This is a genomic window from Streptomyces similanensis (genome assembly GCF_039543625.1).
In the GTDB taxonomy this organism is placed as follows: domain Bacteria; phylum Actinomycetota; class Actinomycetes; order Streptomycetales; family Streptomycetaceae; genus Streptomyces; species Streptomyces similanensis.
Window position 1 is genome coordinate 1 of record NZ_BAABKC010000046.1, and the last position, 19,678, is coordinate 19,678.

17 protein-coding genes are annotated in these 19,678 nt (G+C 72.0%); 5 read left to right on the forward strand and 12 right to left on the reverse strand.

Annotated elements, in window-relative coordinates; genetic code table 11:
- Nucleotides 1–480: 480 nt before the first annotated feature.
- On the forward strand, nt 481–1,815 hold the full coding sequence (gene gabT, locus ABEB07_RS16545; RefSeq protein WP_345669035.1) for a 4-aminobutyrate--2-oxoglutarate transaminase: 1,335 nt from the start codon (nt 481–483) through the stop codon (nt 1,813–1,815).
- Between the two features lie 417 nt (nt 1,816–2,232).
- Here gabT and ABEB07_RS16550 read toward each other — a convergent pair whose 3' ends face one another.
- Nucleotides 2,233–3,696, reverse strand: coding sequence for a hydrolase (locus tag ABEB07_RS16550; protein WP_345669036.1), 1,464 nt, complete (start codon nt 3,694–3,696; stop codon nt 2,233–2,235).
- A gap of 137 nt (nt 3,697–3,833) precedes the next feature.
- Between ABEB07_RS16550 and ABEB07_RS16555 the strand changes: the two genes are divergently transcribed.
- Nucleotides 3,834–4,580 carry a phosphatase PAP2 family protein gene (locus ABEB07_RS16555; RefSeq protein ID WP_345669037.1) on the forward strand — a complete coding sequence of 249 codons (747 nt, stop codon included), beginning with the start codon at nt 3,834–3,836 and terminating at the stop codon, nt 4,578–4,580.
- On the opposite strand, the gene ABEB07_RS16560 is transcribed toward ABEB07_RS16555, so the two are convergent.
- The 7 genes from ABEB07_RS16560 to ABEB07_RS16590 all read right to left on the reverse strand — a co-directional run bounded on the left by ABEB07_RS16560 (nt 4,519) and on the right by ABEB07_RS16590 (nt 13,641).
- Complete coding sequence (locus tag ABEB07_RS16560; RefSeq protein WP_345669038.1) at nt 4,519–6,360, reverse strand: chitinase; 1,842 nt, start codon at nt 6,358–6,360, stop codon at nt 4,519–4,521. The genes ABEB07_RS16555 and ABEB07_RS16560 overlap by 62 nt on opposite strands.
- Before the next feature lie 107 nt (nt 6,361–6,467).
- Nucleotides 6,468–7,886, reverse strand: a complete 1,419-nt coding sequence (locus tag ABEB07_RS16565) for an NAD(P)/FAD-dependent oxidoreductase (RefSeq protein WP_345669039.1) — start codon at nt 7,884–7,886, stop codon at nt 6,468–6,470.
- Between the two features lie 29 nt (nt 7,887–7,915).
- The gene (locus ABEB07_RS16570; protein ID WP_345669040.1) at nt 7,916–8,716 is read right to left on the reverse strand and encodes an ABC transporter permease; all 801 of its coding nucleotides are present in this window, start codon (nt 8,714–8,716) and stop codon (nt 7,916–7,918) included.
- Nucleotides 8,717–9,646, reverse strand: a complete 930-nt coding sequence (locus ABEB07_RS16575; protein WP_176150716.1) for an ABC transporter permease — start codon at nt 9,644–9,646, stop codon at nt 8,717–8,719.
- Nucleotides 9,646–10,812 carry an ABC transporter ATP-binding protein gene (locus ABEB07_RS16580; protein ID WP_176150715.1) on the reverse strand — a complete coding sequence of 389 codons (1,167 nt, stop codon included), beginning with the start codon at nt 10,810–10,812 and terminating at the stop codon, nt 9,646–9,648. Before ABEB07_RS16580 ends, ABEB07_RS16575 begins: the two co-directional genes overlap by 1 nt.
- Nucleotides 10,809–12,056, reverse strand: coding sequence for an ABC transporter substrate-binding protein (locus tag ABEB07_RS16585; protein ID WP_345669041.1), 1,248 nt, complete (start codon nt 12,054–12,056; stop codon nt 10,809–10,811). The genes ABEB07_RS16580 and ABEB07_RS16585 overlap by 4 nt, the downstream gene beginning before the upstream one ends.
- A 49-nt stretch (nt 12,057–12,105) precedes the next feature.
- Entirely contained in the window at nt 12,106–13,641 is a 1,536-nt protein-coding gene (locus ABEB07_RS16590; protein WP_176150713.1) for a gamma-aminobutyraldehyde dehydrogenase, read from the reverse strand.
- Nucleotides 13,642–13,852: 211 nt separating this feature from the next.
- Between ABEB07_RS16590 and ABEB07_RS16595 the strand changes: the two genes are divergently transcribed.
- Nucleotides 13,853–14,404, forward strand: a complete 552-nt coding sequence (locus tag ABEB07_RS16595) for an NADAR family protein (RefSeq protein WP_345669042.1) — start codon at nt 13,853–13,855, stop codon at nt 14,402–14,404.
- A gap of 134 nt (nt 14,405–14,538) precedes the next feature.
- Here the strand turns inward: ABEB07_RS16595 and ABEB07_RS16600 are convergent, their stop codons facing one another.
- Nucleotides 14,539–15,069: a DUF4190 domain-containing protein gene (locus ABEB07_RS16600; RefSeq protein WP_176150711.1), complete on the reverse strand. Its 531-nt coding sequence runs from the start codon at nt 15,067–15,069 to the stop codon at nt 14,539–14,541.
- 144 nt (nt 15,070–15,213) lie between these two features.
- Nucleotides 15,214–15,933: a DUF4190 domain-containing protein gene (locus tag ABEB07_RS16605; protein WP_176150710.1), complete on the reverse strand. Its 720-nt coding sequence runs from the start codon at nt 15,931–15,933 to the stop codon at nt 15,214–15,216.
- A 235-nt stretch (nt 15,934–16,168) separates the two neighbouring features.
- Here ABEB07_RS16605 and ABEB07_RS16610 point away from each other — a divergent pair, with 235 nt between their 5' ends.
- Both ABEB07_RS16610 and ABEB07_RS16615 read left to right on the forward strand, forming a co-directional pair.
- Entirely contained in the window at nt 16,169–17,218 is a 1,050-nt protein-coding gene (locus ABEB07_RS16610; RefSeq protein ID WP_425589015.1) for an adenosine deaminase, read from the forward strand.
- A 126-nt stretch (nt 17,219–17,344) separates the two neighbouring features.
- The gene (locus ABEB07_RS16615) at nt 17,345–18,028 is read left to right on the forward strand and encodes a glycerophosphodiester phosphodiesterase (RefSeq protein WP_345669045.1); all 684 of its coding nucleotides are present in this window, start codon (nt 17,345–17,347) and stop codon (nt 18,026–18,028) included.
- Between the two features lie 30 nt (nt 18,029–18,058).
- On the opposite strand, the gene ABEB07_RS16620 is transcribed toward ABEB07_RS16615, so the two are convergent.
- A complete protein-coding gene (locus ABEB07_RS16620; protein WP_345669046.1) occupies nt 18,059–19,105 on the reverse strand; it encodes a cytochrome P450 in 1,047 nt (348 codons plus the stop codon).
- Nucleotides 19,106–19,300: 195 nt separating this feature from the next.
- Entirely contained in the window at nt 19,301–19,381 is an 81-nt protein-coding gene (locus tag ABEB07_RS39210) for a tryptorubin family RiPP precursor (protein WP_233359287.1), read from the reverse strand.
- Nucleotides 19,382–19,678: the final 297 nt, after the last annotated feature.

Genomic DNA, 19,678 nt, shown 5'->3' on the forward strand with positions numbered 1-19,678 from the left:
CGGCGGCGGAGGCCCGCGGGGGCTCCGGCGGGGCGTTCGGCGGCGCGTCGGGCGGGGTGTCCCGCGGCGCCGCGGGGCGCGGCACGGGGTGCGCGTGCTTCGGGTGCGTCCCCCGGGCGTCCTGCGTCCCGTCGTCCATCTCCCGTGCCCCCTGAGCAGCCGTTCCGTCATCGTCATGGAGTCGATCCGCGAGTCAATCTAACGCCCCGGCAAGGGGAGTTCACGGTACGCGCGCGAAGGCGTGCGGAAGGCCGCCGGCCGGCGGCCGGCCGAAGCCCGCTCCCCCTTCTCTATCCATCTCGGACAACGGCGAACGCCGACAACGCCCACATGGAGCATGCCCACCCCTCCTTCACCGCCCTAACCTGCGAGAAAAGACGGAAAGCGTCCGGAGAACGCCTCGTACGCACCTGGTGCGCGGCCCCGCACAGGCCCGGCCCCGGTCGTACGTCCCCGCAAGATCTCATCAGGGAGCCCCCCATGACCGCACTTGAGCAGGAGCGCCGCGTCGTCACCGCCATCCCCGGCCCGAAGTCGCAGGAGCTGCAGGCCCGCCGTACCGCCGCGGTCGCGCAGGGCGTGGGCTCCACGCTGCCGGTCTTCGTCACCCGCGCCGGCGGCGGCATCATCGAGGACGTCGACGGCAACCGGATCATCGACTTCGGTTCCGGCATCGCCGTGACCAGCGTCGGCGCGTCCGCCGAGGCGGTCGTACGCCGCGCCTCCGCGCAGCTCGCCGACTTCACCCACACGTGTTTCATGGTCACGCCGTACGAGGGCTACGTGGCCGTCGCCGAGGCGCTGGCCGAGCTCACGCCGGGTGACCACGCGAAGAAGTCGGCCCTGTTCAACAGCGGCGCCGAGGCCGTCGAGAACGCGGTGAAGATCGCCCGCGCCTACACCAAGCGCCCGGCGGTCGTGGTCTTCGACCACGGCTACCACGGCCGCACCAACCTCACCATGGCGCTGACGGCGAAGAACATGCCGTACAAGCACGGCTTCGGCCCGTTCGCGCCCGAGGTCTACCGCGTCCCGGTCGCCTACGGCTACCGCTGGCCGACCGGCCCGGAGAACGCGGGCCCGGAGGCCGCCGCGCAGGCCATCGACCAGATCACCAAGCAGGTCGGCGCGGAGAACGTGGCCGCCATCATCATCGAGCCGGTGCTCGGCGAGGGCGGCTTCATCGAGCCGGCCAAGGGCTTCCTGCCCGCGGTCCGCCAGTTCGCCGCCGACCACGGCATCGTCTTCGTCGCCGACGAGATCCAGTCCGGCTTCTGCCGCACCGGCCAGTGGTTCGCCTGTGAGGACGAGGGCATCGTCCCGGACCTGATCACGACCGCGAAGGGCATCGCCGGCGGTCTGCCGCTGGCCGCCGTGACCGGCCGCGCCGAGATCATGGACGCCGCGCACGCCGGCGGCCTGGGCGGCACCTACGGCGGCAACCCGGTGGCCTGCGCGGGCGCGCTCGGCGCGATCGAGACGATGAAGGAGCTGGACCTCAACGGGAAGGCCCGGCGCATCGAGGAGGTCATGAAGGCCCGCCTGGGCGCCATGGCCGAGAAGTTCGACGCCATCGGCGAGATCCGGGGCCGCGGCGCGATGATCGCGATCGAGCTGGTCAAGGACCGCGACACCAAGGAGCCGAACCCGGAGGCGGCCGGCGCGCTCGCCAAGGCCTGCCACGCCGAGGGCCTGCTGGTGCTGACCTGCGGCACCTACGGCAACGTGCTGCGCTTCCTGCCCCCGCTGGTCATCGGCGAGGACCTGCTGAACGAGGGTCTCGACATCATCGAGCAGGCGTTCGCGCGCATCTGAGCGGTGGGTCCGCCCATCGGGCGCGCCCGGCGGCAGACCGTGTGAAGAAGGTGTGGGAGGAGGATGGCGGGTCGTCGTACCCGCTGTCCCCGGCCCCCCGGCTGCCGTAGGTTCTACGGCAGATGAGAGATACACCCGCCCACAGGGGACTGTGGGCGAACCCGGGCCGTGGCCTCCCCAGCTTCGACCTGGTCGTGCCTCGCGCACACCGGAGCCCCCGGGCTCCGGATCTCCTCACCGATCGGACGGTCGCCCGCCCCAAACCCCCCGGGGCGCGCGACGTTCCGTCCCGATCAGGACGGTCACCGCAGACGTTCGGACCGACCGTTCCCAGAAGGGCCGACGCGAATCCCCCCCTCGCGCCGGCCCTTCGGTGTGTCCGGGGCCGCCTTCCCCCGAGCGGCCGGGCGGTCCGGATCACACCGTGAGCCTGATCGCCTCGATCCACAGGTTGTTGTCGTGGGTGCCGACGTAGGTGAGGGTGAGCGCGTCCCCGGGGTTGTCGCACGCCATGCCGAGCCAGGCGCCGTCGTGGATGTAGGAGGTCTGGCAGAGGGTCTCGGCGCCCTTGTCGACGTTGATGGGGAAGCCCAGCATGTGCGGGGCGTCCTTCTTGGTGCTGCCGACGTAGTTGTCGACGCCGTCGTCGGCGCCCGCCCACGGATCGGGGAAGTATCCCGTGCCGTCGGTCGACGCGGGGTTGTGGACGAAGGCGGCCATGGAGGTGCCCTTGGTTCCGGACACGGCGACGTTGACGGCCGTGGTCGGCTTCCCCGAACCCACCGTGCCGGCCGTCCCGCCGTCACAGGCGACTTCGGACCAGCCCCGGCCCGCGGTGTAGATCCGGTAGCAGATGTGCTGTCTGCTCGGGTCCGTCGCGGCCAGTTGCTGCACGGCCGTCGCCGCGGTCCTCTCCGGCGCCTTCTCCTCCTTCTTCTTCTCGGAACCGCCGCCGCCCGACCCGCCTCCCGCCCCGGCTCCGTCGCCCTTCGCGGTTCCGTCGTCGCCGGCCTGCGGTGACGTGGTCGCGGCCGGGGGCGCCGGGACGTCGTCGGCCGGGGCCTTCGGAGCCTGGGAGGTCGGTGAGGCAGCGGGCGCGAGCGTGCTGCCGGCCTCGGCGGTCTTCTCGGTGGCACCGCTGGCGACGTTCGGCTTGTAGGCGATCCACAGCATGATGAAGGTGATGCCGAGAGCCAGGAACACGCCGAAGAACGTCGCGAGCCAGCGGGGCAGGAACCCGCGCTGGAGATACGTGCCCTCCACGTTCAGCGGCGTCGCACCCGACCGCTGCACCGCCAGGGTGTAGGGCCGCTGCTCCGCCGAACCGAACCAGATGATCTTCCGCGGCTTCAGCGTCGTCCCGACGAACACCGCGCGGCCCGGTTCGATCTGCACACTGCTCGGACGGATGTCGTACGACAGCTGATCACCGTTGTCGCTGCCGCTCACCGACGCGGTGACCTTGGTATTGCCCAGGTTGTCCACCGCGAGCCGCGGTCGGCCCCGGAACCGCCCCTTCACCGTCGGCGGCACGAGCTCCGCCCGCACCTCCGTGAACGGCGTGATCGTGAGGTTGCCCTCCGGGACCGTCACCGCCTCCGGATGCTCCGTCGGCGTGATCCGCACCGCGTACGGATTCGGACCCGCCGTCGCGTCCGGCGTGCGCGGCGGGGAGAAGGTCAGCTCCACCGACCCCGTCGTCCCCGGATACAACCGCAGCGTCTGCGGCTCCACGACGGCCCAGGGCGCGAGCGCGCCCACCGCCTCGAAGCGGTACTCGTCCACCACGTCGCTGGTGTTGCGCAGACGTAGCCGCACGGTCGTACTACCACCCGGGTCCACGGTCGCGGAGGCGGGCTCGAGGGAAGTCCAGAGGCTCACTCCCGGACTTTAAACATGGCGACAGCGCCGGGTCAGTAAGCCTCGGGGCACGACGCGTGCCCGAAGAGGCGGGACCGGTTGCACCCGGAGTTCCCCCGTCACGGGCCATGGCGTGCCGGGCTGGGAAGCTGTACGGCATGTCGGCCTCGCGAGATCAGCATCATCGGCACGCGCCCGCCGCCCGGGACGCGGCGCGCCCCACCCCGGCGCGGCGGGGCCGGGGAGGTCCGGCGGCCGCCGTGCTCGTCGGGCTGCCCGCCGTCCTCTTCGCCCTCATCACCTGGCAGGTCGTCGACGACGGGCCGCTGCTCGGCGCGGACCGGCGGCTCAGCCGTGCGCTGGTGGAGCCCGACCGCGCCTCCGAGCTGCTCTCCGACCTCGGGAACGTGCAGGTCGCGGTGCCGGTGCTGGTCCTGGTGCTCGGGTACGCCGCCTGGCGGGGGCGCGGGGCGGGGGTGGTGCGCTGGTGGGCGGCGCCGCTGGCGGCGGCCGTGCTCATGGCGGTGCTGCCCGCGTTCGTCGTGCCCGTCAAGGAATGGGCCGGTCGGCACGGCACCTCCGCCGTGCCGCCCGGCACCGGGTACTACCCCTCGGGGCACACCGCCACCGCGGCGGTCGCCTACGGGGGCGCGGTGCTGGTGCTCCTTCCGTGGCTGCGGTCGGCGCTCGCGCGGCGCGTCGCCGTGGGGGTCTGCGCCGCGCTGGTGCTGGCGGTCTCGTACGGGCTGGTGCGGCGCGGTTACCACTGGCCGCTGGACGTGGCGGCCAGCTGGTGTCTGTGCGCCGTGCTGCTGACCTGCCTGGGGCTGGTGCTGCGGCGGCTCAGCCGAAGTACGAGTCGAACGTGTTCTGGAACTGCCAGCCGCCGAACCGGTCCCAGTTGACCGACCAGGTCATCAGGCCGCGCAGGGCCGGCCAGGTGCCGTGGGTGGCGTAGGAGCCGCAGTTGGTCTTCTTCGTCAGGCAGTCCAGGGTCTTGGTGACCTCGGCGGGCGCGACGTAGCCGTTGCCCGCCTGGGTGGAGGCCGGCATGCCGATGGCGACCTGGTCGGGGCGGAGCGCCGGGAACACGTTGCCGGTGTCGCCGGCCACCGGGAAGCCGGTCAGCAGCATGTCGGTCATCGCGATGTGGAAGTCCGCGCCGCCCATGGAGTGGTACTGGTTGTCCAGGCCCATGATCGAGCCCGAGTTGTAGTCCTGGACGTGCAGCAGGGTCAGGTCGTCGCGCAGGGCGTAGATCACCGGGAGGTAGGCGCCGCAGCGCGGGTCCTGGCCGCCCCACTTGCCGCTGCCGTAGTACTGGTAGCCCATCTGGACGAAGAAGGTCTCCGGGGCCATCGTCAGCACGAACTTCGAGCCGTACTTGGCCTTGAGGGTCTTGATCGCCGAGATCAGGTTGACGATCACCGGTGTGGTCGGGTTCCTGAAGTCGGTGTCGCCCGTGTTCAGGGACAGCGAGTGGCCCTCGAAGTCGATGTCGAGGCCGTCCAGACCGTACTCGTCGATGATCCTGGAGACGGAGGAGACGAAGGTGTCCCGCGCGGCCGTGGTGGTCAGCTGGACCTGGCCGTTCTGGCCGCCGATGGAGATGAGGACCTTCTTGCCGGCCGCCTGCTTGGCCTTGATGGCGGCCTTGAAGTCGGCGTCGCTCTCCACGTTCGGGCACTCGGTGACCGGGCAGCGGGTGAAGCGGATGTCGCCGGAGGTGACCGAGGTCGGCTCGCCGAAGGCCAGGTCGATGACGTCCCAGCTGTCGGGGACGTCGGCCATGCGGGTGTAGCCGGAGCCGTTGGCGAAGCTGGCGTGCAGGTAGCCGACCAGGGCGTGGGCGGGCAGGCCGGAAGTGCCGCCCCCGCCGCCCGGGTTGCCCGGGTCCGCCGCGGTGGTCGCCGTCACCGCCGCCGACTTGGCGGACTCCCCCGCCGCGTTGACGGCGCTGACCTGGAAGCTGTAGGCGGTGGCGGCGGTCAGGCCGGTGACGGTGGCCGACGTGCCGGTCACCGTCTGGACCTTGGCGCCGTCGCGGTAGACCGCGTAGCTCGTCGCGCCGGTCGCCGCCGACCAGGACAGGGCCACGCTGGTGGCGGTGACGGTGCCGGTCCTCAGGCCGGCGGGCGCGGCGGGCGGCTGCTGGGTGGTGCCGCCGCCGGGGCCGGTGAGGGAGACGTCGTCGGCGTAGTAGGCGCCGGTGCCGTACCAGCCGTGCGTGTAGATCGTGACCTGGGTGGTGTTCGCGCCGGTCTTGAAGGTGGTGGTCAGCTGCTGCCAGTCGGCGGCGGACTGGGTCCAGCTGTAGCCGTCGGTGGTGCCGGTGCCGCTCGCGCCGAGGTAGACGTACGAGCCGCGCACCCAGCCGGAGAGCGTGTACTGCGCGTTGGGCTGCACGGCGACGGTCTGCGAGCACTGCGCGTTGTCGCTGCCGGCCGGGGTGGCCTGGAGCGCGGCCGTGCCGGTGCGCACGGGGCTGGTCACGGCCTTGCCGGCCGTGCAGGTCCAGCCGTCGAGGCCGGATTCGAAGCCGCCGTTGCGGGCGAGGTCCGCGTCGGCCGCCCGGGCGGTGGTCGACAGGGCGGTGAGGCCGGGGGCGGCCAGGAGCGTGGCGGTGAGCGCGGCGAGCAGCCGTCGCCTGGCCGTTCTGGATCTGTCGCGAACCTCGGGAACCACAAGTGCCTCCGGGCAGGGGGAATTTGGAGGGTGGGCGCCGCACAATTTGGTCCAGACCAATTGGGTTGTCAAGACCTGTGGCGGCGCCCGCCTCCGTACCTGCCGCGTCAGCTGTCGAAGCCGAGCCCCAGCTTGTCCATCGTCCGCAGCCACAGGTTGCGCCGCCCGCCGTGCGCGTCGGCCCTGGCCAGCGACCACTTGGTGAGCGCGATGCCGGTCCAGGCGAACGGCTCGGGCGGGAAGGGCAGCGGCTTCTTGCGGACCATCTCCAGCTCGGTGCGCTCGGTGCGCTCGCCCGACAGCAGGTCGAGCATCACCTCGGCGCCGAAGCGGGTCGCGCCGACCCCGAGGCCGGTGTAGCCCGCGGCGTAGGCGACCTTGTTCTGGTGGGCGGTGCCGAAGAACGCCGAGAAGCGCGAGCAGGTGTCGATCGCGCCGCCCCAGGTGTGCGTGAAGCGCACCCCCTCCAGCTGCGGGAAGCAGGTGAAGAAGTGGCCGGCGAGCTTGGCGTACGTCTCCGGGCGGTCGTCGTACTCGGCGCGCACCCGGCCGCCGTAGGGGTAGACCGCGTCGTAGCCGCCCCACAGGATCCGGTTGTCGGCGGAGAGCCGGAAGTAGTGGAACTGGTTGGCCGAGTCGCCGAGGCCCTGGCGGTTCTGCCAGCCGATCGACGCCAGCTGGCCGGCGGTGAGCGGCTCGGTCATCATCGCGTAGTCGTAGACCGGCACCGTGTAGGAGCGCACCCGCTTGACCAGGCTGGGGAAGATGTTGGTGCCCAGGGCGACCTGGCGGGCGCGGATGTGCCCGTAGGGGGTGCGGACGGCCATGCCGGCGCCGTACGGCTTGAGGGCGAGGGCCGGGGTGTGCTCGTAGATCCGCACCCCGAGGCGCAGGCAGGCCCGCTTCAGGCCCCAGGCGAGCTTGGCCGGGTGCAGCATGGCCACGCCCCGGCGGTCCCACAGCCCGGCCTCGAAGGTGGGCGAGGCGACCTGCTCGCGCACCGCGTCCCGGTCGAGGAACTCCAGGCCCTCGGCCAGCCCCTTGGCCGCCAGCTCGGTGTGCCACTCCTCCAGCTCCCGTGCCTGGTACGGCTCGGTGGCGACGTCGATCTCGCCGGTGCGCTCGAACTCGCAGTCGATGCCGTGCCGGGCGACCGCCTTCTCGATGGCGTCGAGGTTGCGGGCGCCCAGTTCCTCCAGCTTGTGGATCTCCGCGGGCCAGCGGGTGAGTCCGTTGGACAGGCCGTGGGTGAGGGAGGCGGCGCAGAAGCCGCCGTTGCGGCCGGAGGCGGCCCAGCCCGCCTCACGTCCCTCCACCAGCACCACGTCCGTGGCCGGGTCGCGCTCCTTGGCGATCAGCGCGGTCCACAGTCCGCTGTAGCCGCCGCCGACCACCAGCAGGTCGCAGGTCTCGGCGCCGGTCAGGGCGGGCTCGGGGCGGGGCCTGCCGGGGTCGTCCAGCCAGTACGCGACCGGCTGCGCTTCGGAAAGTGACGTGGTCCAACGGGTCATGGCGCCAGGGGCCATGATTTCAACTCCCTACAGAGTTATGACGGTCATGCCTTTTGCTTGTTGCGGCGATTCGAGATCGCCATGGAGGTCAGCACGAACAGTACGGCGACGACGAACATGGCCGTTCCGATCACGTTGATCTGGACGGGTGTGCCGCGCTGCGCCGAGCCCCACACGAACATCGGGAAGGTGACGGTGGAACCGGCGTTGAAATTGGTGATGATGAAATCGTCGAAGGAGAGCGCGAAGGCGAGCAGCGCGCCCGCGGCGATTCCGGGCGCCGCGATGGGCAGGGTGACCCGGAGGAAGGTCTGCAGCGGGCCGGCGTAGAGGTCCTGCGCGGCCTGCTCCAGCCTCGGGTCCATCGACATCACCCGTGCCTTGACGGCGGTGACGACGAAGCTGAGGCAGAACATGATGTGGGCGATGAGGATGGTCCAGAAGCCCAACTGGGCGCCCATGTTGAGGAACAGGGTGAGCAGCGAGGCGGCCATGACGACCTCGGGCATCGCCATCGGCAGGAAGATCAGCGAGTTCACGGCGCCGCGGGCGCGGAAGCGGTAGCGGACCAGCGCGAAGGCGATCATCGTGCCCAGCGCGGTGGCGCCCAGGGTCGCCCAGACGGCGATCTGGAGGCTGAGCGAGAGCGAGCCGCACATTCCGGCGACGCCGCACGGGTCCTTCCAGGCGTCGGTGGAGAATTGCTGCCACTCGTAATTGAAGCGGCCCTTGGGCTTGTTGAAGGAGAACACCGTGACGACGACGTTCGGCAGCAGCAGATAACCGAGCGTGATGAGTCCGGCGATGACGACGAGGCGGCGCTTGAGCCAGTTGACGAAGGGCATTTAGACGAGATCCTCCGTCCCGGACCTGCGGATGTAGACGGTGACCATGGCGAGAATGGCGGCCATGAGGATGAAGGAGAGCGCGGCGGCCGTCGGATAGTCGAGGATCCGCAGGAACTGCGACTGGATGACGTTGCCGACCATGCGGGTGTCGGTGGAGCCGAGCAGGTCGGCGTTGACGTAGTCGCCGGCGGCCGGGATGAAGGTGAGCAGGGTGCCGGAGACCACGCCGGGCATGGACAGCGGGAAGGTGACCTTGCGGAAGGTGGTCCAGGGCCGGGCGTAGAGGTCGCCGGCCGCCTCGTGCAGCCGCCCGTCGATCCGCTCCAGCGAGGTGTACAGCGGCAGGATCATGAACGGCAGGAAGTTGTACGTCAGTCCGCACACCACCGCGAGCGGGGTGGCCAGCACCCGGTCGCCCGCGGTCCAGCCGAGCCAGTTGGTGACGTCCAGGACGTGCAGGGTGTTCAGGGCGCCGACGACCGGGCCGCCGTCGGCGAGGATCGTCTTCCAGGCCAGGGTGCGGATCAGGAAGCTGGTGAAGAACGGCGCAATCACCAGGATCATGATCAGATTGCGCCAGCGGCCGGCGCGGAAGGCGATCAGATACGCCAGCGGATAGCCGAGCAGCAGGCACAGGATCGTCGCGGACGCCGCGTACAGCACCGAGCGGACGAACTGCGGCCAGTACTCGGACAGCGCGTCCCAGTAGGTCGCGAAGTGCCAGGTGACCTTGTAGCCCTGCTCCAGGGAACCGGTCTGCACGGAGGTGGAGGCCTGGTAGACCAGCGGCAGCGCGAAGAAGACGACCAGCCACAGGATGCCGGGCAGCAGCAGCCAGTACGGGGTGAGGCGGCCGCGCTTGCGCGGCGGCCTGGTCTCGGGGGCGGTGGGCGCGAGCGGGGGCGGCGCCTCGGTGGCGGCGGACATCAGGCGGCGTCCTCCTCGACACTCTCGACACCGGCGTCGATGGCCTGGGTGGCGTCGAGACCGAAGGTGTGCGCCGGGTTCCAGTGCAGGACGACCTCGGCGCCGGGGGTCAGGCGCGGGTCGCGGTCGACGTTCTGGGCGTAGACCTCGAAGCCGGAGCAGACCGGGCTGTCGATCACGTACTGGGTGGAGACTCCGATGAAGCTGGAGTCGGCGATGCGGCCGGTGATGCGGTTGCGGCCCTCGGGGATCTCGCCCGCGTCGTCGGCGTGGGCGAGGGCGATCTTCTCCGGCCGCACGCCCACCAGCACCTTCCCGCCGGCCGCGGCCTGGGCCGAACATCGCGCCGTGGGCAGGAACAGCTTGCCGCCGCCCGCGTTCAGGACGATCTCGTCGCCGCTCTTGAAGTCGACGTCGGCCTCGATGAAGTTGGAGGTGCCGAGGAAGTTGGCGACGAACGTGGTGCGCGGGTTCTCGTAGAGGTCGGCGGGCGAGCCGAGCTGCTCGACCCGGCCGGCGTTCATCACGGCGACCGTGTCGGCCATGGTCATGGCCTCCTCCTGGTCGTGCGTGACGTGCACGAAGGTGATGCCGACCTCGGTCTGGATGCGCTTGAGCTCCAGCTGCATCTGGCGGCGCAGCTTGAGGTCGAGGGCGCCGAGCGGCTCGTCCAGCAGCAGCACCTTGGGGTGGTTGATCAGGGCGCGGGCCACGGCCACGCGCTGCTGCTGGCCGCCGGAGAGCTGGTGCGGCTTCTTGCGCGCCTGCTCGCCGAGCTGGACCAGGTCGAGCATCTCCTCCACCTGCTTCTTCACGCTCTTGATGCCGCGCCGGCGCAGGCCGAAGGCGACGTTCTCGAAGATGTCGAGGTGCGGGAAGAGGGCGTAGGACTGGAAGACGGTGTTCACCGGGCGCTTGTAGGGCGGCAGGTGCGTCACGTCCTGGTCGCCGAGGTGGACGGTGCCCTGGCTGGGCTCCTCCAGGCCGGCGATCATGCGCAGGGTGGTGGTCTTGCCGCAGCCGGAGGCGCCGAGCAGGGCGAAGAAGGAGCCCTGCGGGACGGTCAGGTCCAGCGGGTGCACGGCGGTGAAGGCGCCGTAGCGCTTGCCGATCTGGGTGAGGCGGACGTCGCCGCTGTTGTCTGTCGTCGTGTTCATGGTCGTCACGCCCCTGTGAGCTTCGCGAACTTCTCTTCGTAGGCCGTCTCTTCCTTCTCGCCGAGGGCGCGGAAGGAGTGGGACCTGGCTGCCGTGTCCTTGGTGGGGACGATCAGCGGGTTGTCGGCCGCCGACGCGTCGATCTTCGCAAGGTAGGGCCGGACACCGTCGACGGGAGACACGTAGTTGACGTACGCGGCGAGCGCGGCCGCCTGCTCGGGCCGGTAGTAGAAGTCGATCAGCCGCTCGGCGTTGGTCTTGTGACGGGCCTTGTTGGGGACCAGCATGACGTCGGTGGAGGTCATGTAGCCGCCGGCCGGGATGACGTAGTCGATGGCCGGGTTGTCGGCCTTGAGCTGGACGACGTCGCCGCCCCAGGCGACGCAGGCGGCCAGGTCGCCCTTGCTGAGGTCGGAGGTGTAGTCGTTGCCGGTGAAGCGGCGGATCTGGCCCTTGTCGACCGCCTTCTGGAGGCGGGCGAGGGCCGCGTCGTAGTCGTCGTCGGTGACCTTGGCCGGGTCCTTGCCCATGTCGAGCAGGGTCATGCCGATGCTGTCGCGCATCTCCTGCAGGAAGCCGACCCGGCCCCTCAGCTTCGGGTTGTCGAGCAGGTCGGAGACCGACTTCACCTCGATGCCGTCGAGGGCCTTCTTGTTGAAGGCGATGACGGTGGAGACGCCCTGCCAGGGATAGCCGTAGGCGTGGCCGGGGTCCCAGTCGGGGCTGCGGAACTGCGCGGAGAGGTTGGCGAAGGCGTGCGGCAGGTTGGCCGGGTCGAGTTTCTGCACCCAGCCCAGCCGGATCACCCGGGCGGCCAGCCAGTCGGTGAGGACGATGATGTCGCGGCCGGTGTCCTGGCCGGCGGCGAGCTGCGGCTTGATCTTGCCGAAGAACTCGTTGTTGTCGTTGATGTCCTCGGTGTACTTGACCTGGACGCCGGTGCTCTTCGTGAACGCCTCCAGGGTCGGGTGGTGCTTGCCGCTGTCGTCCACGTCGATGTACTCGGGCCAGTTGGAGAAGTTCACGGTCTTCTCCTCGGCCGAGTGGTCCTCGGTCGCGGTGCCGCCCTGCGTCTTGCCGGCCGCGGGGATCCCGCAGGCGCTGAGCGCCCCGAGTCCGCCGACGGCGAGCGCGCCGCCCGCGCCGGCCCGCAGCAGCGACCGGCGGGTGAGGGCGGTCCTGCCGCCGGTCGGGCCGCGCCCGGCGGTGCGCGGCGGGGCCTGGGGCGGGCGGTCGGGCTCGTACTGCTCCATGCGCTGGTGCCCTTTCGGGAGGGGTCGGCCTGGTCGGACGGCCGGTGTGCTATCGGTCCCCGAAGACGGTGCGGTGCCAGTCCTTGCGGGGCACCGCGGTGTTGTCGAACATGACGTGCTTGATCTGTGTGTACTCCTCGAACGAGTACGCCGACATGTCCTTGCCGAAGCCGGACTGCTTGTGCCCGCCGTGCGGCATCTCGCTGATGATCGGGATGTGGTCGTTGACCCAGACGCAGCCCGCCTTGATCTCCCGGGTGGCCCGGTTGGCGCGGTAGACGTCGCGGCTCCAGGCGGAGGCGGCCAGACCGTACGGCGTGTCGTTGGCGAGCCGGATCCCCTCGTCGTCGCCGTCGAAGGGCAGTACGGCGAGGACGGGACCGAAGATCTCGGACTGGACGATCTCGCTGTCCTGGGGGGCGTCCGCGATCAGCGTCGGACGGTAGTAGGCGCCGTCCTTCAGCTCTCCGCCCGGGGCCTCGCCGCCGGTGACCACGCGGGCGTAGCCGCGGGCCCGGTCCACGAAGCCGGCGACGCGGTCGCGCTGGGCGTGCGAGATCAGCGGGCCGAGGTCGGTGCCGGGGGCGAACGGGTCGCCGAGGCGGACGGTCTCCATCAGGGCGGCGGTGCGCTCGACGAACGCCTCGTACAGGGGGCGCTGCACGTAGGCGCGAGTGGCGGCGGTGCAGTCCTGGCCGGTGTTGATGAGCGCGCCGGCGACCGCGCCGTGGACGGCGGCCTCCAGGTCGGCGTCGTCGAAGACGACGAACGGCGCCTTGCCGCCCAGCTCCAGGTGCAGGCGCTTGACGGTGGCGGTGGCGACCTCGGCGACCCGCTTGCCGACGGCGGTGGAGCCGGTGAAGGAGGTCATGGCCACGTCCGGGTGGCCGACCAGCCGCTCCCCCGCCTCCCGGCCGGTGCCGGTGACGATGTTCACGACGCCGTCCGGCAGGCCCGCCTCGGTGGCGGCCCGCGCGAACAGCAGCGAGGTCAGCGGGGTCAGCTCGGCCGGCTTCAGCACGATGGTGTTGCCGGCCGCGATCGCCGGGAGGATCTTCCAGGCGGCCATCTGGAGGGGGTAGTTCCAGGGGGCGATGGAGCCGACGACGCCGATCGGCTCGCGGCGCACATAGGAGGTGTGGTCGCCGGAGTACTCGCCCGCGGACTGTCCTTGCAGGTGCCGGGCGGCGCCCGCGAAGAACGCGGTGTTGTCCACGGTGCCCGGGACGTCGAACTCGCGGGTCAGCTTCAGCGGCTTGCCGCACTGGAGGGACTCGGCGCGGGCGAGGTCCTCGGCGTGCTCGGCGAGCACCGCGGCGAAGCGGTGCAGGGCGTCCGAGCGCTCGCCGGGGGTGGCGCCCGCCCAGCCGGGGAACGCCTCGCGGGCGGCGGCGACCGCGGCGTCGACGTCCTCGGCGCCGGCCAGGTCGTAGGTGTAGACGCCCGCACCGGTGGCGGGGTCGATCACGGTGTGGGTGCGGCCGGACGTGCCCTTCCTCAGGCGGCCGGCGATGTACTGCGCGCCGTCCGCGAAGCGGTCCTGCGCGGGGAATCGTTCCGGCGTGGCGGTGGCCGGGTTGTGCATGTCGCTCTCCTCCGCCGTCGCCCCGCGTCCTTGGGGGGCGGGTGGCGTAGCTCCAGCTCGATTTGAGTGCCGATCCTGACAGAGCAGGTAACCGCCAACAAGTGATTCCGTTGTTGCCTTTTGGTTACGCGACGGAATCTGTCGACCAGGTGTCGAGTCACCACGGAAAAGGCGGGACGGAGTGTCAGTGGTGCGTGCCACACTCGCGTGCATGGGAAGGATCGACTCTCAGGAATCCCTGATCAGGGAGGTGGGCGCGGGGGCGCGCGTGAAGTACCTGTACTTCTGGGGACACCGGCCGCGGCCCGACGGACAGGTGGGTCCGGGCTGCCTGAGTCAGTGGTGGCCGGCGCCGTTCACCGTCGACGGGGTGACGTACGCGACCGCGGAGCACTGGATGATGGCGGGCAAGGCGCGGCTGTTCCAGGACGCGGAGGCGGAGCGGCGGGTGCTGGCCGCGGGGCACCCGGCCGAGGCGAAGAACGCCGGACGGCTGGTGCGCGGCTTCGACGAGGAGGTGTGGGCGCGGGAGCGGTTCGACGTCGTGGTGGAGGGCAGCGTCCACAAGTTCGCCGCCCACCCCGGGCTGCGGGAGTTCCTGCTGAACACGGGCGAGCGGATCCTGGTGGAGGCCAGTCCGGTGGACCGCGTGTGGGGCATCGGCCTGGCCGGCGACGACGAGGCGGCGGCGGATCCGGCGCGGTGGCGGGGACCGAACCTGCTGGGCTTCGCGCTGATGGCGGCGCGGGAGCGGCTGCGGTAGCGGTAGCGGTGGCGGGGTGGTCGGGGCCGGGGTGCCGGTGAGGGCGACGGTGCCGATGAGGCCGGCGGTCCGGGGCGCGGGGCGGTGGGGTGCCGCGTCGCGGGGGCCGGCCCGGGCCCGCCCCCGCGGTGGCGTCAGAACGTGCTCGCGCTGCTCATGAAGCTCGCGAAGACGATGAAGCCGAGCAGCGGCAGCACCACCGTGGCGATGATGCCGCAGACCAGGCCGCCGGTGGCCGCGCCCTTGTTGGTGGCCTCCCCCCGGTTGGCCTTCCCGCGTCCGATGGCGCCGAAGATGATGGCGAGGATGCCCAGGATGATCCCGAAGAACCACAGGAAGAAGGTCAGGCTGCAGACCAGGCCGATGATGCCGAGCACCAGACCCGTGGTGCCCATGCCGTTGCTCGGCTGCGCGCCCATGCCGTAACCGGCGGCCGACGGGTAGCCCACCGGCGGCGCGGCCGGGTAGCCGTATCCCTGCTGCGCGTAGCCGGAGCCCGGCTGCTGCGGGAAGGCCGCTCCCGGCTGCTGGGCGTATCCGGCGCCCGGCTGCTGCGGGTAGCCGTAGCCCGGTGCGGACTGCGGGTGTCCGTATCCCTGGGCCGGCGGTGGCGGCGGCTGGGACGGCGGCCCGAATCCTTCGGGTGCGGGCTGGGTGTCGGACATGGTGTGGTCTCCCCTCCGTTGACGGTCAAGGCATCGTAATGGCCCTGATCGACACGGGGGCCGGGATGTTCCCAGGCTGTTGCGGAGCCGGTCGGCGCCGGTGACCGGCCGGTCCCCGCCCCGGCGGCCGGGACGGAGGTCCGCTCAGCGGTTCAGGGGGGCGGTGGCGGCCGGGCGCAGGGCGTCGTACGGGTCGTACGGGTCCGAGCGGTCCTCGTTCACGGCGGTCACGATCATCACGATCATGAAGACGAGCATGGCGACGCCGAGCACGATCCCGATGATGCCCATGACGAAACCGGCCTGCGCCTGACCGTGGTTGTCGGCCTCGCCCCGCTCCGCCCTGCGCCGGCCCTTGATGCCGAAGACCACGGCGAGGATGCCGAGGATCAGCGAGACCACGCCGTACAGGCAGAACAGGCAGCAGGCGAGGATGCCGAGCACCATGGCCGCCGTGCCCATGCCGTTCTGCGGGGCCATCGCCACCCCGGGCCAGCCGTAGGCCGGGTAGCCGCCCTGGCCGGGGTATCCCGGGTAACCGGGCTGCCCGGAGGGGTCGGGGTAGCCGTAGCCGCCGGGGCCGGTGGGGGCGATCGGCGGCGGGGGTATGGACGGCTCGCCGGCCGGGTCGCCCGGTCCGGCGCCCGCGGGGGCGCTGGGCGGCGGGTACTCGGAGAAGGGCATCGCGGCCATGGTGGCCTGGTCGTGCACGGACGACGGCGGCGCCGGCGGCACGGGCGGCCGGTCCTGGCCCGGGTGCGCGTCCTGCGGCCCCTTCTGCCCGGCGGAACCGCTCTCGGGCGGCGCCGCCCACGGGTTGCCGCCGGTTCCGGCGTCGCCGCCCGCCCCTGTTCCGTCCGTCATGTCGTCGTATCCCCCTCGGTCGAACGTCCCGCCATGCTACGGCCTGGTCCGCCTGCCCCCGACGGCCGGGCGGGCGCCCCCCGTACCGGGACCGGTCCCGGGCGGCGTCCGCACGTCCGGCCGTCCGGCCGCGCCTTCCCGCGGCCGGACGTGCGCCTACCATGGCCGTGCCCGTCGATCAGCCGATCACCGCACCGCCCGCGCCGGGCCGGTGCCCTGCCGGGGAGGGAATCCCTTGACCGTCCAGCCCGCGTCCCACGACCCGCACGCCTTCATCGCGGGGCTGCCCAAGGCCGAACTGCACGTGCACCACGTCGGCTCCGCCTCCCCCCGGATCGTCTCCGAGCTGGCCGCCCGGCACCCCGACTCCAAGGTCCCCACCGACCCCGAGGCGCTGGTCGACTACTTCACGTTCACGGACTTCGCCCACTTCATCCAGGTGTACCTGTCCGTGGTCGATCTGATCCGCACCCCGGAGGACGTACGGCTGCTGACGTACGAGATCGCCCGGGACATGGCCCGCCAGCAGGTGCGCTACGCCGAGCTGACCCTCACCCCGTTCTCCTCCACCCGCCGCGGCATCGACGAGCGGGCCTTCATGGAGGCGATCGAGGACGCCCGCAAGTCCGCCGAGGCCGACTTCGGGACCGTGCTGCGCTGGTGCTTCGACATCCCCGGCGAGGCCGGTCTGGAGTCGGCCGAGGAGACCGCCCGGCTGGCCACCGACGACCGGCTGCGGCCCGAGGGCCTGGTCTCCTTCGGGCTGGGCGGGCCGGAGACAGGAGTGCCCCGCCCCCAGTTCAAGCCGTACTTCGACCGGGCGATCGCGGCCGGGCTGCACTCGGTGCCGCACGCCGGGGAGACCACCGGCCCCGAGACGGTGTGGGACGCGCTGACCGAGCTGCGCGCCGAGCGCGTCGGCCACGGCACCAGCTCCGCCCGGGACCCGAGACTGCTCGCGCACCTGGCCGAGCACGGGATCGCGCTGGAGGTGTGCCCGACCTCCAACATCGCCACCCGCGCCGTGCGCACCCTGGACGAGCACCCGCTGCGGGCGTTCGTGGAGGCCGGCGTCCTGGTCACGATCAACTCCGACGACCCGCCGATGTTCGGCACCGACCTCAACAGCGAGTACGCCGTCGCCGCCCGCCTGCTCGACCTGGACGAACGGGGCCTGGCCGAGCTGGCGAAGAACGCGGTGCGCGCCTCCTTCCTCGACGAGGCGGGCAAGAGGCGGATCGCCGACGAGATCGACGCCTACACCGCGCGGTGGCTCGCCTCCTGAAGCGGGAGCGCGGGGGCCGTCCGGACGGGGTCCGGGCGGGGTCCGGACGGACAGGAGGCGCCGGCCCGGGGTCCGGGCAGGCGGGGTCCGGGCGGGCAGGAGACGCCGACGGGACACAATGGGGGCATGCAGACCGTGACCGCCGTGGCGCACCGCGGCGACCCCTACCGCGTCCGTGAGAACACGATCGCCTCGCTCCGCTCCGCGCTCGACCGGGGCGCGGACGCGGTGGAGATCGACGTACGGCTGACCCGGGACGGCGTCCCGGTGCTGCTGCACGACGACTCGCTGAAGCGGCTGTGGGGGCACGAGCGGCCGCTGCGCTCGCTGTCCGCCGAGGAGGTGCGCGGCCTGACGGACGGCCGGGTGCCGACGCTCGCGGACGCGCTCGCCGCGACGGCGGGCAGCCGGGTGATGGTCGATCTGCCCGGGGTGCGCGAGGTGCGGACGGTGCGGCGGATCATGGACGTGATCCGTGACTGCGGGGCGGCGGACCGGGTGTACTACTGCGCCGGCGCCGAGGCGATGCTGGCGGTCCGCGCGGCCGACCCGGCCGCCGAGATCGCCCTGACCTGGACGACGCTCGCGCCGCCCCGGGCCGGGCTGCTGGCGGCGGTGCGGCCGCGGTGGCTGAACTACCGGTTCGGCCTGGTGGACCGGGAGCTGGCGGCCCGCGTCCACCGCGACGGCCTGCTGCTGTCGGTGTGGACGCCGGACACCGCCCGCTCCCTGCGCCGCCTCCTGCGCGCCGGCGTCGACTCGATCACCACCAACCGCGTCGACCTGCTCTGCGCGCTGCGCGAGCGCTGAGCCGCGCCCACCGTCGCACCGCCCCGCCGCTCACCCCGCCTTGACCAGCCGTACGTCCGCCACGCCGAGCAGCCCGAGCAGCGGCACCCGGGCGGTGTGCTGGGCCGGGTCGACGACGAGGCCCGCGTCGCGGACGAGGTCGAGGAGGAGTTCGGCGAGCGGCATGACCATGTGCCGGCCCCAGCAGCGTTCGGAGGAGTGGCCGAAGGGCAGGTAGCCGGGGGTGGTGTCGGGGTCGAGCGTGTCCCAGCGCTCGGGGCGGAAGGCGTCGGGCTCGTCCCACAGGGCGGGGTCGCGGTGCGAGAGCAGCGGCAGCACCAGGACGTCGTCGTCCGCGCCGATCCTGGCGTCGAGGGCCGGGTACTCCGGTGAGGCGTTGCGCAGGATGTTCCACGACGGCGGCAGCAGGCGCAGGGACTCCAGGATGATGTTGCGGTTCGACACGCCGGCGGCGAAGGGCGCGCCGAGCCAGAGGGCGTTGGCGACGAGGGTGGAGATGGTGAAGCACACCGGGGCGGCGGCCCTGCGGTACATGCCCATCGCATAGCGGCGCTGCTGGTAGCCGACGGCGCCGGCGGCCCGCTCGCCGAGCGCGGTGAGGTCGCCGCCGGGCCGGGGCCAGCCGGGCAGGGCGGCGCCGACGCCGATCACGGACCAGGTGAGCCAGGTGGTCAGTTCGAGGTTGCGGCTCATCAGCATCCGCAGCCGGTACGGGTCGCGGCCGAGGATCAGGTCGCGCAGGAAGAGGTGGCCGGTCAGCGGCCAGACGCCGGACAGGTCCACGTCCTTGGGGCGGGGCCGCGCGAGGGCGTCGCGGACGTCGCCGCCGATGGTCCGGGTCACCGCCGACGCCTCGGTGCGCGAGATCGAGCGGCCGTGCAGCGGCTTGAACGTGGGCCGCTCGGTCTCGGTGGCGCGCCGCGCGGCCAGGATCCGGTCGGCGGCCTCGGGTCCGGCGACTCCGACGGTGTCGGGTTCCAGCCGGAAGACGTCCTGGCCGAGGTGGTCCCTCAGCAGGGCGGCCAGCCGCGGGGCGAGCACGGTGGTGCGGGCGCGCGGCTCGGACGACAGGGGCATACGGGTTCTCCGGGAGCGGTGGGAGCCGGCGCGGGGCGGCCGCGGGTGACGGCCACCGGTGGGCGGCCGCGGGTGGACGGCCGCGGGGTGATGCCCCCGCCGGGCGGTGGGCCGTGGTCGCCGGACGCGTGTGCACAGGTCACGCGCCGGGCGACGACGTCCTCCCGGCCGCTCGGCGGGGGCGGGCGCGCCGGATCAGTACCAGATGTACCAGGCGCTGGCCTTCAGGCTCTTGCGAGCCGTGACCTTGTTGCGAACGGCGAAGAGAAGCTTCATCACTGCACCTCCTCTCGGGGGCGGACTGTGGGACACGCGGCCTTCCCGGGCGAAGCCGTGAAGATCACGTGCGGTGGCTCGATGAGCCTTGCCCAAGTCCTTGAACAGATAATCAACGTCCTGGTCAGACGCGTGCCGTTCCGGGCCCCCTAAGGGGGAGACCCCGACAACGTCCGGATCCGGCAGGTGACTTGATACGGGTCGTCTCCGGGGCCGGCCCCTCCTCGGCGACGATCCGGCCCGCTCCGTACGGCCCGAGGATGACCGGTGACAGCCCCTCGCACCGACCGGCCCCAG

Coding starts and splice junctions, on each gene's coding strand:
- gabT (WP_345669035.1), top strand. CDS start 481: ATGACCGCACTTGAGCAGGAGCGCCGCGTCGTCACCGCCATCCCCGGC.
- ABEB07_RS16555 (WP_345669037.1), top strand. CDS start 3,834: ATGTCGGCCTCGCGAGATCAGCATCATCGGCACGCGCCCGCCGCCCGG.
- ABEB07_RS16565 (WP_345669039.1), bottom strand. CDS start 7,886: ATGGCCCCTGGCGCCATGACCCGTTGGACCACGTCACTTTCCGAAGCG.
- ABEB07_RS16570 (WP_345669040.1), bottom strand. CDS start 8,716: ATGCCCTTCGTCAACTGGCTCAAGCGCCGCCTCGTCGTCATCGCCGGA.
- ABEB07_RS16575 (WP_176150716.1), bottom strand. CDS start 9,646: ATGTCCGCCGCCACCGAGGCGCCGCCCCCGCTCGCGCCCACCGCCCCC.
- ABEB07_RS16585 (WP_345669041.1), bottom strand. CDS start 12,056: ATGGAGCAGTACGAGCCCGACCGCCCGCCCCAGGCCCCGCCGCGCACC.
- ABEB07_RS16590 (WP_176150713.1), bottom strand. CDS start 13,641: ATGCACAACCCGGCCACCGCCACGCCGGAACGATTCCCCGCGCAGGAC.
- ABEB07_RS16595 (WP_345669042.1), top strand. CDS start 13,853: ATGGGAAGGATCGACTCTCAGGAATCCCTGATCAGGGAGGTGGGCGCG.
- ABEB07_RS16600 (WP_176150711.1), bottom strand. CDS start 15,069: ATGTCCGACACCCAGCCCGCACCCGAAGGATTCGGGCCGCCGTCCCAG.
- ABEB07_RS16605 (WP_176150710.1), bottom strand. CDS start 15,933: ATGACGGACGGAACAGGGGCGGGCGGCGACGCCGGAACCGGCGGCAAC.
- ABEB07_RS16615 (WP_345669045.1), top strand. CDS start 17,345: ATGCAGACCGTGACCGCCGTGGCGCACCGCGGCGACCCCTACCGCGTC.
- ABEB07_RS16620 (WP_345669046.1), bottom strand. CDS start 19,105: ATGCCCCTGTCGTCCGAGCCGCGCGCCCGCACCACCGTGCTCGCCCCG.
- ABEB07_RS39210 (WP_233359287.1), bottom strand. CDS start 19,381: ATGAAGCTTCTCTTCGCCGTTCGCAACAAGGTCACGGCTCGCAAGAGC.